Below are 11,992 nucleotides of genomic sequence, written 5' to 3' on the forward strand. Positions count from 1 at the left end.
CCAGCTAACGCGTTTTCAGCGCGACCTCCACACCTTGGTTGGCCAAGGCATCCGCACGCTCGTTGCCGGGGTCACCGGCATGGCCCTTCACCCATCTCCAATCAATCGCATGGCCGCCGCCCGAAACCAGGGCGTCGAGCTGCTGCCACAGGTCTACATTCTTGACGGGTTGCTTGGCCGCCGTTTTCCATCCCTTGGCCTTCCAGCCCGCCAGCCACTCGGTGATGCCCTTGAGCACGTACTGGCTGTCGAGGTGCAACACCACGGCGCAGGGGCGTTTGAGCGCGCTCAGCGCCTGGATCACCGCCATCATCTCCATGCGGTTGTTGGTGGTACCCAATTCACCGCCACACAGTTCTTTTTCAGTGCCGTCTGGTGATCGCAGCAATACACCCCAGCCGCCGGGACCCGGGTTGCCCTTGCAGGCGCCATCGGTGTAAATCACCACAGAATTCAAAGCTTGGTTCAATCGTTTTTCCTTGTTTCAACCGGATGCATTCTCTGCGCTGCGGGTACCGACTGCTTCGCCAGCGCCGGTGTTGTACGCCAGGCCGCCCCCAGCATGCGTACGCCACGCACACGTTTGACGGCCACTACAAAATAGGCGGCTCCAAAAATGGGCCACCAGCGCGGACCAAAGCGGTCCATCCACGCCATACGCTGCAGCCATTGCGGGCTATCTACGGCCGGTCTATAGCAGCCAAAGCGCCCCACTTCGACCTCAAAGCTGAGCAAGCGCAGCCAGTCGCGCAATCGCCAATAACCAATATGGTCACCATAGTCGGGCAGAAACAGCGTGCCAAAACCCAGCTTTTGGTACAGACGCGCGCGACGCTGGCGCAGCCCCCACAGGCTGGTCGGGTTCATGCCGCACAGCACCACACGTCCGTCGGGTACCAGCACGCGCTCCACCTCGCGCAAAGTGGCATGCGGATCGACGCTGAACTCCAGGGTGTGGGGCAATACCACCAGATCCAGACTGCAGGCCGGAAACGGCAGTGCCGTAAAGTCCGTCAACACATCAATGGCTTGCAAACTGCCACCAGGGACTGCGTCTGTGTGCTGCACGGCCATCCAGCGGTGGGGCATGCGGTTGGCCTGCAAACCGGCCAGTTCGGGCAATCCCAGCTGCAGCGCATGGTAGCCAAAGATGTCGGCCACGGCGCTTTCCAGCTGCTGGTGCTCCCATTCCAGGAGGTACCGGCCCGCCGGTGTCTGGAGCCAGTCCTGCAAACCTATAATTTGTTCGCTCATGAAGTTAATACCACTGCCCGCTTTTACTGACAACTACATCTGGATGTTGCACGATGGACAAGGGGCGCTGGTGGTGGACCCGGGAGACGCTGCGCCTGTCTTGCAGGCATTGCAACGTGAAGGCGTACAACTTCGTGGCATTCTAGTCACTCACCATCATGCCGATCACACGGGGGGCGTGGACACCTTGCGCCAAGCGACTGGTGCCCAAGTATTCGGTCCGGCCCGCGAAACAATCCCTGAACCCCTGCAACGCCTGAGCCAGGGTGACAGCGTGGAGTGTCTGGGGTTGCAGTTCCAGGTGATGGACGTGCCCGGCCACACCGCCGGACACATTGCGTACTTCTGTGCCGAGATGGACGGATTGCCGCTGGTGTTTTGTGGCGACACGCTGTTCAGCGGCGGCTGCGGACGGCTGTTTGAGGGGACGGCCGCGCAGTTGGAGCATTCCCTGCAAAGCCTGGCTGCGCTGCCCGCCGAAACGCGGGTATGCTGCACCCACGAATACACGCTGAGTAATCTGCGTTTTGCCCTGGAAGTCGACGCCGACAATGCCGATCTGCAGCACTACCAGGCCCATTGCCAAGCACTGCGCGCCCAAGATTTGCCGACTCTGCCGTCGTCCATCGCATTGGAGCGGCGCATCAACCCTTTTTTACGCAGCAGACTGCCCGCCATCCAGGCATCCGCCCGCCGCTTTGACAGCCGCAGCGTGGACCAGCATGGCGTGTTTGCCACCCTGCGACTATGGAAAAACGAATACCGATGAGCCTTTTCAAAATCGCCAGTTTGGCCGCCGCGCTGCTTCTCAGCGCCTGTGCCACCACCGGCCCTGACACCACGGTAGCCACACCTTCCCAGACCAACGGCTCGACGCCAGCCCCTCGCAACCCGGATGGTCTGACACTGCAATCCAGCCGCGAACTCAAGCGCCCGGCCCCAGCACCGGCGGCAGCGGCACGGGCCACCGAACGCAGTACGGATAACAACACCCCACTGAGCCCCATCGATGCGCAGACCTTGTCCTCACGCACCGTGGTCGCGCTGGCCCCCCCTGCGGATTTGTGGGAACGCATTCGCCGCGGCTATGCCATGCCCGACCTGCAGAACGACCTGGTGCATGACCGAGAACAGTGGTACGCCACGCGCCCCGACTACATCTTTCGCATGACGGAGCGCTCCAAGAAATACTTGTTTCATATCGTGGAGGAGCTGGAAGTCCGTGGCATGCCCACCGAGCTGGCCCTGTTGCCCTTTATCGAGAGCGCGTTCAATCCACAGGCAGTGTCGGGCGCCAAGGCCGCTGGCATGTGGCAGTTCATGCCCGCCACCGGCAAGTACTTTGAGCTCAAGCAAAACACTTTCCGCGATGACCGCCGCGATGTGCTGGCCTCCACGCGCGCGGCGCTGGACTACCTGCAAAAACTTTACGGCATGTTTGGTGACTGGCACCTGGCGCTGGCGGCCTACAACTGGGGCGAAGGCAGCGTCCAGCGGGCCGTGAACAAAAACAAGCGTGCCGGCCTGGCTACCAGCTACCTCGACCTGAACATGCCCATGGAGACGCGGTTTTACGTGCCCAAACTGCAGGCTGTGAAAAACATTGTGTCCAACCCTGCGCAGTTCGGCTCGAAACTGCCGCTGATCGAAAACCACCCCTATTTCCAGACCGTCACCATCCGCCGCGACATCGATGTGGCACTGGCCGCCAAGCTGGCTGAAGTTCCGGTGGATGACTTCAAAGCGCTGAACCCCTCAATCAACCGCCCGGTGATCCTGGCGGCCGGCACGCCACAGATCCTGCTGCCCTGGGACAATGCCGAAGTGTTCCAGTCCAACCTGGAAGCCTACGGTGGCGGCCGACTGGCCAGCTGGACCGCCTGGGTGGCGCCCAGCACCCAGCGCCCAGCCGATGTAGCCAAGCGCGTGGGCATGTCTGAGAGTGAGTTGCGCAGCCTGAACAACATCCCGCCACGGGTGCTGATCCGAGCGGGCTCCACGCTGCTGGTACCACGCGCAGCCAACATGCAGGACGTGACTGTCAAAGTGGCAGACAACGGCCAACTGTCCCTGGCACCCGAGGTAGTACTCAAGCGCAGCACGGTGCGTGCCGGCAAGGGCGAGACGGTGGCCAGCATTGCACGCAAATACAAGGTGAGCGCGGTAACCGTGGCCGAGTGGAACAAGGTGAATACCAGTGCCAGCTTCAAGGCGGGCCAGCACGTGGTCGTTTACCTGCCGGCCGGCAAGGGCCATACGCGCAGCGCAAGCGCCAAGGCCGGTGGCAAGCACGGTGGCAGCAAAGTTGCCGCCAAGTCTGGCCACAGCTCCACGGCCAAAGGCAAAGCGACCGCGAGAAAGAGCAGCAAGTCCGGCGGCACCAAGCTGGCCCGCCACTGACTTTGCAAGGCGGGCTTAGCGGTAGCCCACCAGCAGAATGCCGATATTGACCGCGAAGGCGGCGGCCCACACCACTGTGCGGGCTGTGCCCATGCCGGACACATACATCATGATGTAGAGCATGCGCAGCACTACAAACAGGAAGGCCAGGATGTCCAGCCGCGCCTGATGCGCGCCCAGTTGGTGGGCAATGATGACAGCACCGATGAAGAAAGGCAGCGCCTCAAAGCTATTGGCCTGCGCCGCGTTGGCACGTGCGCGCCAATCGGTCTGGCGAGCCAGCCAGTCGCGGGGATGCACATTGTCGAAACCACCCTCGCGGCGTGGAACTCCCAAACGGCCGGACTTGGCCAAACCCGCACAAGCAATCGGCAACAGGGCGGCGATCAGCACACACCAGTAGGCAACCGTGAAATGGGCGTATTGCATGAACAACTTACTTTCTCAAAACGAAACGGTGCGCCCAGCAGTTCAACGCCGGTCCACCAAGGCATGGGCAATGGTGCCCAGATCCACGTACTCCAACTCACTGCCCACGGGTACTCCGCGCGCCAGGCGCGTGGGCCGCAGACCGCGGGCTTTCAGCCCCTCTGCGATCACATAGGCTGTAGCCTCGCCTTCCGCGGTGAAGTTGGTCGCCAAAATGACCTCCTGCACCACCCCATCGCAAGCACGCTCAAACAGCTTTTTCAGCCCCAGGTCATTGGGGCCCACGCCGTCCAGCGGGCTGAGCTTGCCCATGAGCACAAAGTACAAGCCCTTGTAGGCGCCAGTACGCTCCATGGCCGACTGGTCGGCAGGCGTCTCCACCACGCACAACTGGCTGCGGTCGCGTCGCACGTCTTCACAGGTGGCGCAGACCTGCGCCTCGGTGAAGGTGTGGCAGCGCTCGCAGTGGTGCACCTGGGCTGACGCTTCATGCAAAGCCTGTGCCAGCAATTGGGCGCCAGGCCGGTCATGCTGCAGCAGATGAAACGCCATGCGTTGCGCGGACTTCACCCCCACACCCGGCAGGCGGCGCAGCGCCTGGATCAGGACGTCAAGGGCGTTGGTATCAGACAAGAGGATGCTGCGGTATCAGAACGGGAACTTCATGCCGCCGGGCAAGCCAGGCATGCCCGCGGTGAGCTTGCCCATCTTCTCGGCCGAGGTTTCTTCGGCCTTGCGCACAGCGGCGTTGAAGGCGGCGGCCACCAGGTCTTCCAGCATGTCCTTGTCGTCGGCCAGCAGGCTGGGGTCGATGGTGATGCGCTTGACATCGTGCTTGCAGGTCATGGTGACCTTGACCAGGCCGGCGCCAGATTCACCGGTGACTTCAATGTTGCCCAGCTCGTCCTGGGCTTTTTTCATGTTGTCCTGCATCGCCTGCGCCTGCTTCATGAGGCCAGCGAGTTGTCCTTTGTTGAACATGGATTTCCTTGAGAGTGAGGGAGATAAAAAGCAAAGCGCCCGTTTACAGGGGCTTGATGGAGCCAGGCACGATTTTCGCGCCAAAGTCCCGCATCATGGTTTGCACAAAAGGGTTACCCAGAATTATCTTCTCGGCCGTGAGCTGTTTCTCGGCCGAAGCCGCGGCGTTGCGCCGGCCCGGGCAGTCGGTCACGCGGCCAATTTCGACCGCGAGCGTGATAGGGAAGCCCGCCGCGTTGAGTGCCTGCGTGAGGCGATCACGCGTGCCGGCCTGGTTCAGGGTTTCACGTTCCAGGCGCAGCAGCCACTGGTCGGTGTCTCGCGCCACCAGTTGGGACTGCAGCGCCAGTTCTCGCACAAAGGCGTTGATCGACTCGGAGGCGATGAGCTGTCGCACCGTGGCGTGCCAAAAGTCGCCTTCTTCCGTCGGAATCAGCACTGCGGGGGCCTGCGAGGCCACCGCATCGGCACGGCCTTCCGGCTGGGTACGCACCGGGACCGCTACAACTTTAGTAGCTGCTGGCGCAATAGCGACGGGGGCTAGCGGCGTATTTTCTTCTTCATAGAGGTCGTCAGGCTCCTCGAGATCGGGAGGGCCACTCTCGCGGACCGGCAGCACCTGGCCGGGGGGAATCACTTCGGCCACGGCGGGTGCCGGTACGTCTTCCCACGGCTGGACTACGGCGGGAGACTGTGGCTTGATGGGCGCAGCCACTACCACGGGTGCAGCCGCTGGCGGCACAACACGCACGGGCACTGGCGCGGAAGCCAGCACGGGAGCGGTGGCCGGCGCTACCGCCACCCGGGGTGCGGCATCAATTAGAGTTTTTTTTTCAGCCAGTGGCGCAGTGGCGACCCGGGATGCGGCATCCGCCGCGGGCGGCTTGAAGGCCAACAGCCGCAGCAACACCATGGTCAGCGCAGCATACTCATCGGGCGCCAGGCCCAAATCGGCCCGGCCATGCAGGCAAATGCTGTACAGCAGTTGGGTTTCGTCTGCGGCCATCAAGCCGGCCAGGCGCGCCGTGTCATCAGCTTCAGGATCAGAGTCGTCGCCAGCACTGCCCCCCATCGCCTGCTGCACGGCCATGCGCTGCAGCACCGTAGACATTTCTTCGAGGGTGGACGCCGCGCTCAGGCCATTCAAACGCAGTGCTTCGGAGGTTTCCACCACCGTCTTGCCATCGCCCAAGGCCAGCGCCTCGATCAGACGAAACACATAGCTTCGGTCCACACTGCCCAGCATCTGGCGCACCGCGGCTTCTTGCAGCTGGCCGGAGCCAAAGGCAATCGCCTGGTCGGTCAGGCTCAAGGCGTCACGCATGGAGCCACGCGCGGCACGCGCCAGCAGGCGCAGGGCTTGCACCTCGGCCTGCACGTGTTCCACCTCCAGGACCTTGGTCAGATGTTCACGGATGGTCTCTGGGGCCATGGGGCGCAGGTTGAACTGCAGGCAGCGGGAAAGGACGGTCACCGGCACCTTTTGCGGGTCGGTGGTAGCCAACACAAACTTCAAATACTCAGGCGGCTCTTCCAGCGTCTTCAGCATGGCGTTGAACGCCGTGTTGGTGAGCATGTGCACTTCGTCGATCATGAAGACCTTGAAGCGCCCCTGCACCGGTTTGTAGACCGCCTGCTCCAGCAGGGCCTGCACTTCGTCCACACCACGGTTGCTGGCGGCGTCCAGTTCGGTGTAGTCCACAAAACGTCCGCTATCAATATCAGAGCATGCTTGGCAGACGCCACAAGGTGTAGCGGTAATTCCACCATGGCCATCGACACCCTGGCAGTTCAGCGACTTGGCCAGGATGCGCGACACCGTGGTCTTGCCCACACCGCGTGTACCGGTGAACAAATAGGCATGGTGCAGGCGCTGGGTGGTCAGCGCATTGGTCAGGGCTTGCACCACGTGGTCCTGCCCCACCATTTCGGTGAAGTTGCGCGGACGGTACTTGCGGGCGAGCACGAGATAGGACATGGGAGGATTCTAGTGTGCCGGCATGGGCGCTCTCAGGTAGACTGGGCAAGAGGAAAGTCCTTTGTTCAACCCCACCATGGTGTCCCTCCTGCGCCAACGCCTGTTACAGCTGTTCTGTGCGTGGCTGCTGTGTGCCCTGCCCCTGGCGGCCCAGGCTGAAGAGGTATTGCGTGTGCTGGCTTGGCCCGGCTATGCAGACCCCGACGTGGTCAAAACCTTTGAGCAGCGCACGGGCGCCCGGGTCGAAGTCACCTTCATCGATTCAGACGAAGCCCTGTGGCAGCGCGTTACCCAAAACCAGGCCGAAGACTTTGACCTGTTTGCGGTCAACACCGCTGAACTGCAACGCTATATCCCCAAAGGCCTGGTGGTGCCCATCAACACCCGTGCCATCCCCAACATCCGGCGGCAATTGGCACGCTTTCAGCAGCTCAAGAGCATCCCGGGCATCGTGCATGGCAACCAGGCCTATGCCGTGCCCTACACCTATTCGGAAATGGGACTGATCTACGACCGCGCCCAATTTGCCACACCGCCCACCACCATCCAGGCGCTGTGGGACCCCAAATACAAGGGCCGGGTGCTGGTCTACAACGGTGGCACCCACAATTTCTCGTTGGCAGCCCAAATGCTGGGGGATGCCACGCCCTTTCAGTTGGACGCGAAGGAATGGCCCGCCGCGGTGCAACAGTTGTTGGCATTGCGACGCAATGCGCTCACCTTTTACAGCCAACCCGAAGAGTCTGTGGAATGGTTCCAGCGCAACAAGGCCGCCTTGCTGTTTGCCAACTATGGGTCGCAGCAGCTCAAGCTGCTGCAAGCCGCCGGCGCGAACGTGGGCTATGCCATCCCCAAAGAGGGCGCCCTGGCCTGGCTGGACTGCTGGGTCATCACACGGGGCGCCAAAAACATGGCGTTGGCAGAGTCTTGGATTGACTACATGCTGGAACCTGAACCAGGCCAGGTACTACTAAACCGCCAGGGCCTGGCCAACACCACGTCCGAGTCTCCTTACCTGCGCCCCAGTGATCGGCTGATATGGCTGGAACCCGTGGAAAACGTAGACCGCCGCAACCAACTGTGGATGCGAATTCTGTCGGGCGACCGGGCCAACAAGGTGCTGGCACCATGAGATTCGGCATCACCGCCCGCCTGGCGCTGGTGCTGGCACTGGTGGGGATCCTGGTGTCTGGGTTTACGGGGTTTTACGCCTTCAGTGTGAGCCGCAGCCTGCTGGTACAAAGTGCGCAAAACGAGTTGCTCACTTCCACCCAGGTGCTGGCACGGCGCCTGGCGCTGACCCGGCAGGAAATCTCTCGCAATCTGCTGGTGCTGGCCACCCATCCTGCGGCGCTAGCCAGCTTGCAGGGCAAAGACCCGGCTGCAGAGCAACAACTAGCCACACTCTTCCAGCTGATCATGGAGGCCAACCCGTCCTACTTCCAGGTGCGGCTGATTGCTGCGCAAGAGGGCGGCCTGGAGCAGGTGCGGGTAGACCGCGACAGTGGCACGCTGCTGCGCGTGACGGGGGACGATTTGCAGGAAAAAGGGCACTTCCCTTACGTCTATGAAACCCTGAAGCTGCCGTTTGGCGAGACCTACCTGTCCCCCATCACCATCAACCACGAACGCGGCGCGCACGCGGGCCTGGAGCGCCCCACCGTGCAGCTGGCCACGCCAGTAACCGATGCCAAGGGCGTGGCGTTTGGCGTGCTGGTGATCAATGTGGACCTCAATGGCGTGTTTGCCTTGCTATCAGCCGACCTGCCGCCAGATTTCCAGTTATTTCTGGCCAATCGCAACGGAGACTTCCTGATCCACCCCGATCCCACACACGCTTTTGGCTTTGACCGAGGGCGCCGCTTTCTGGTGCAACAGGAATTTCCTGATACGGCGGACCTGGTCGCGGGCAAGGCCACTACAGCTTTGGGCCAATCTGGTGAAGGCAGCTATGCCGACGCACCGATTCTGGTCAGCTTCATCGGGCGACAGCTCGACGTGTCCAGCGGCGAGGGCCAGCTGATTGTGGGCCTGGCCCAACCGCTCGGTAGCGTACTGCAGCAAGCCGACCGGCTGGGCGCAGGCATTCTGCGCATCGTGGCATTGGTGTGCCTGGGTTGCCTGGTGTTGGCCGTGTTTGTAGCCCGCGCCGTGACCCGCCCCATCAACGCCATGAACGCGGCCATCCAGCGCTTCTCCAACGACAACCACATGCTCAGCCTGCCGGTGGCGCGCCAGGACGAGATCGGCATGCTGGCGCGCAGCTTTCGACACATGCAGAATCTGATCAAACGCCAGGTCGAGGACCTGCAGGACAGCCGCGAAGAACTGGAGCACCTGGCGCAGCACGACATGCTGACCGACCTGCCCAACCGGCGCATGTTCATGGAGCGGCTGGAGTTGGCCATCGCCCGCGCAGTGCGCAACGACGAGGAATTTGCTTTGCTGTTCATTGACGTGGACAACTTCAAGCACTTCAACGACACCCTGGGCCATGCGGCCGGCGACGCCGTGCTCAGGACCGTTGCCCAGCGCCTTGTGGGTAGCACCCGCAAGGTGGATACAGTGGCCCGTCTGGGGGGCGACGAGTTTGTGGTGCTGCTGGACAAGTTCTCGCAGCGGGAGCAGATTGCGGGGTTTACCGAAAAACTTCTCGCCATGCTCAAGGCGCCGATGCCCTATGGAGCGACGCCGATGCATGTGGAATTCAGCATCGGTATCAGCCAGTTCCCCGAGAACGGCACGACCTCGGAAGACATCATCAACAACGCTGACCGCGCCATGTATAAAACCAAGGCCGGAGGCCGCAATGGCTACCGGTTCACCTCGGACGCCAACACCCAGCCCAACCTGCTTTGAAAAGGGAAAAAGTGCCGCCCTGCATTGGGTACAATGGGTACTGACGGGCCTTCCCGCATGGTGAAGCGGCCAACCGGGTCAGGTGGGGAACCAAGCAGCCCTAACTGTGGAGCCAGTGCCGGGGTCAGGCTCGTCAACTCCCCTTTTCTCACCCTTGAGGAATTCCAGGATTGAGTTTCAAGGCGCTCTCTCGTTGGACTTTCTCGATGCTGCTAGCGCTGTGCGTCAGCGCAGCCTGCGCGTTCACGGCGCCAACCGATCCCACTTTCCCCACACTGCGGCTGTCTGAGGCCACCGGGGCCAGCCAGGACATTGGCACCCACATGGGCTATCTGGTGGACAGCAGCCGATCGGCCAAGCTGGAGCAAGTGAGCCTGCCGGGCCAGGACTGGCAAACCATAGACCGCACCAGCCCCAACTTCGGGTTCACGGAGAAGGCTTACTGGTTCCGTTTTGCCGTCGACAACGCCACCGACAAGCCCCAACAGCGGCTGCTGGAGCTCCCCCGCCCATTCCTGGATGACGTGCGCCTGTTCCATCTGGTGGATGGCCAGGTGCAGACGCGCTATGCGCTCGGCGATGAGCAGCCCTTCGCCCAGCGCGTCGTGCAGCACCAGAATTTTGTGATGCCGCTCACGCTGGTACCAGGTCGGCAGGACATCTATCTCCGCATCGCCTCCAGCGGAACCGTCGAGGCACCGCTGCGCCTGTGGGAGCCAGCCGCCTTTTACGAGGCATCCGCACGCGAACACCTGCTGGCCGGCGCGGTACTGGGCATGCTGGTGGTGATGATCGTCTACAACCTGTTCGTGTTTCTGTCCACGCGGGACGTCAACTACCTGTACTACATCGCCTTCGTCTCCAGCTACCTGCTATTTTGGGCCACGCTGTGGGGTTACGCGTTTGCCTACCTGTGGCCCAACGAGATCCGCTGGAACAGTGAAGCGGTGCCGGTGTTCATTGCCACCGCCTGTATTTCGGCCTGCCTGTTCGCCAGCAGCTTCCTCAAACTCCAGCGCTTTTCCAAGCCTGCCTACCTGTCGGTCAAGGTCTTGGCTTGGGTCAACGCCGCGCTGCTGCTGGCCAGCTTTTACTTGCCCTACCACCTGGTCATCCGGGTGAATTCGGCCATGATTCTGGTGGTGTCGGTGGTCGCGCTGGGCATTGGCTACTGGCGCTGGTGGAAGGGTGCGCAGTTCGCGCGCTTTTACTGCCTGGCCTGGACATCGGTGCTGGTGGGCGTGTGCGTGTTGACGATTGGCAAGTTTGGCATTCTTCCGGCCAACTTCTGGACCGACAATGCCTCGCAAATCGGTATTCTGATGCTGGTGGTGCTACTGTCCTTCACGCTGGCCGACCGCATCAACACCGACCGCAGCCTGCGTATCGATGCCCAGGCCATTGCCCTGGTCCATGCGCGCAAGGCACGTGAATCGCAGCGCGCGCTGATCGAGTCCACCGCCCAAGCCAACCGCGAGCTAGAAAGCCGGGTTCGCGACCGCACCGACGAACTCAACGACGCGCTGGCCAAGCTGCAGGTGGTGAATGCGGAACTGCAACGCCTGTCCCACACCGATGGACTGACCCAGGTAGGCAACCGCGCCTACTTTGACCTGGCACTGGCCTCCGAGCACAAGCGCGCCAGCCGCCTCAAGCAACCACTGGCGCTGATGCTGTTTGACATCGACCACTTCAAATCCATTAACGACACCTGGGGCCACCCGGCAGGTGACGCCTGCCTGCGTTACCTGGCCGACTACATGCGCCAGAAAGTGCAGCGCGCAGGTGACGTGCTGGCGCGCTACGGTGGCGAAGAGTTTGTAGTGCTGCTGATCAACAGCACCCTGGGCGATGCCTTGGAACTGGCAGAGGAATTTCGGGAAGACATTGCCGGGCTGGTGATTCCCATTGAAGGGCAAACATTGCGCATCACGGCCAGTTTTGGGGTGGCAAGCGCCATCCCCGATGCCAGCACCACGCCGCCCACGCTAGTAGCGGATGCCGACAAAGCCCTGTACGAGGCCAAGCACGGCGGGCGCAATTGCGTGCGCGCCGCATCCCCCCGACTACCGGTTTAACCTTCGGGGAGCG

At 62.0% G+C, this 11,992-nt stretch carries 11 protein-coding genes and 1 other RNA gene; 6 read left to right on the forward strand and 6 right to left on the reverse strand.

The features are described 5' to 3' along the window. Window positions 1–4: 4 nt before the first annotated feature. Window positions 5–457 (reverse strand): ribonuclease HI, encoded by a 453-nt coding sequence (rnhA, locus tag AC07OE_RS05950; protein WP_495070078.1) that lies wholly within the window; start codon window positions 455–457, stop codon window positions 5–7. Window positions 458–465: 8 nt separating this feature from the next. Continuing rightward, window positions 466–1,254, reverse strand: a complete 789-nt coding sequence (locus AC07OE_RS05955; RefSeq protein ID WP_495069645.1) for a class I SAM-dependent methyltransferase — start codon at window positions 1,252–1,254, stop codon at window positions 466–468. Here AC07OE_RS05955 and gloB point away from each other — a divergent pair. Next, the gene (gene gloB, locus AC07OE_RS05960; protein WP_495069646.1) at window positions 1,253–2,023 is read left to right on the forward strand and encodes a hydroxyacylglutathione hydrolase; all 771 of its coding nucleotides are present in this window, start codon (window positions 1,253–1,255) and stop codon (window positions 2,021–2,023) included. The genes AC07OE_RS05955 and gloB overlap by 2 nt on opposite strands. Continuing rightward, a complete protein-coding gene (locus AC07OE_RS05965; RefSeq protein WP_495069647.1) occupies window positions 2,020–3,654 on the forward strand; it encodes a transglycosylase SLT domain-containing protein in 1,635 nt (544 codons plus the stop codon). The genes gloB and AC07OE_RS05965 overlap by 4 nt, the downstream gene beginning before the upstream one ends. Before the next feature lie 15 nt (window positions 3,655–3,669). Here AC07OE_RS05965 and AC07OE_RS05970 read toward each other — a convergent pair whose 3' ends face one another. The 4 genes from AC07OE_RS05970 to dnaX are packed head-to-tail and all read right to left on the reverse strand — an operon-like array spanning window position 3,670 to window position 7,042. Beyond that, window positions 3,670–4,083 (reverse strand): MAPEG family protein, encoded by a 414-nt coding sequence (locus tag AC07OE_RS05970; RefSeq protein WP_495069648.1) that lies wholly within the window; start codon window positions 4,081–4,083, stop codon window positions 3,670–3,672. Window positions 4,084–4,125: 42 nt separating this feature from the next. Continuing rightward, entirely contained in the window at window positions 4,126–4,716 is a 591-nt protein-coding gene (recR, locus tag AC07OE_RS05975) for a recombination mediator RecR (protein WP_495069649.1), read from the reverse strand. A gap of 15 nt (window positions 4,717–4,731) precedes the next feature. Continuing rightward, window positions 4,732–5,064 (reverse strand): YbaB/EbfC family nucleoid-associated protein, encoded by a 333-nt coding sequence (locus tag AC07OE_RS05980; RefSeq protein WP_479598891.1) that lies wholly within the window; start codon window positions 5,062–5,064, stop codon window positions 4,732–4,734. Between the two features lie 43 nt (window positions 5,065–5,107). Further along, complete coding sequence (gene dnaX / locus AC07OE_RS05985) at window positions 5,108–7,042, reverse strand: DNA polymerase III subunit gamma/tau (protein WP_495069650.1); 1,935 nt, start codon at window positions 7,040–7,042, stop codon at window positions 5,108–5,110. 61 nt (window positions 7,043–7,103) lie between these two features. Between dnaX and AC07OE_RS05990 the strand changes: the two genes are divergently transcribed. The 4 genes from AC07OE_RS05990 (at window position 7,104) to AC07OE_RS06005 (ending at window position 11,979) form a co-directional block, all read left to right on the forward strand. Then, window positions 7,104–8,174 carry an extracellular solute-binding protein gene (locus AC07OE_RS05990; protein ID WP_495069651.1) on the forward strand — a complete coding sequence of 357 codons (1,071 nt, stop codon included), beginning with the start codon at window positions 7,104–7,106 and terminating at the stop codon, window positions 8,172–8,174. Beyond that, window positions 8,171–9,901 (forward strand): diguanylate cyclase domain-containing protein, encoded by a 1,731-nt coding sequence (locus AC07OE_RS05995; protein ID WP_495069652.1) that lies wholly within the window; start codon window positions 8,171–8,173, stop codon window positions 9,899–9,901. Before AC07OE_RS05990 ends, AC07OE_RS05995 begins: the two co-directional genes overlap by 4 nt. 42 nt (window positions 9,902–9,943) lie before the next feature. Beyond that, window positions 9,944–10,039, forward strand: an RNA gene (gene ffs, locus AC07OE_RS06000) — signal recognition particle sRNA small type. Window positions 10,040–10,107: 68 nt separating this feature from the next. Further along, the gene (locus AC07OE_RS06005) at window positions 10,108–11,979 is read left to right on the forward strand and encodes a sensor domain-containing diguanylate cyclase (protein WP_495069653.1); all 1,872 of its coding nucleotides are present in this window, start codon (window positions 10,108–10,110) and stop codon (window positions 11,977–11,979) included. Window positions 11,980–11,992: the final 13 nt, after the last annotated feature.

The organism is Rhodoferax sp. GW821-FHT09E07 (assembly GCF_059416145.1).

Excerpts from the sequence above, each read along its gene's own strand:
- gloB (WP_495069646.1), top strand. The coding sequence starts at position 1,253 with ATGAAGTTAATACCACTGCCCGCTTTTACTGACAACTACATCTGGATG.
- AC07OE_RS05955 (WP_495069645.1), bottom strand. The coding sequence starts at position 1,254 with ATGAGCGAACAAATTATAGGTTTGCAGGACTGGCTCCAGACACCGGCG.
- AC07OE_RS05965 (WP_495069647.1), top strand. The coding sequence starts at position 2,020 with ATGAGCCTTTTCAAAATCGCCAGTTTGGCCGCCGCGCTGCTTCTCAGC.
- AC07OE_RS05970 (WP_495069648.1), bottom strand. The coding sequence starts at position 4,083 with ATGCAATACGCCCATTTCACGGTTGCCTACTGGTGTGTGCTGATCGCC.
- AC07OE_RS05980 (WP_479598891.1), bottom strand. The coding sequence starts at position 5,064 with ATGTTCAACAAAGGACAACTCGCTGGCCTCATGAAGCAGGCGCAGGCG.
- dnaX (WP_495069650.1), bottom strand. The coding sequence starts at position 7,042 with ATGTCCTATCTCGTGCTCGCCCGCAAGTACCGTCCGCGCAACTTCACC.
- AC07OE_RS05995 (WP_495069652.1), top strand. The coding sequence starts at position 8,171 with ATGAGATTCGGCATCACCGCCCGCCTGGCGCTGGTGCTGGCACTGGTG.
- AC07OE_RS06005 (WP_495069653.1), top strand. The coding sequence starts at position 10,108 with ATGCTGCTAGCGCTGTGCGTCAGCGCAGCCTGCGCGTTCACGGCGCCA.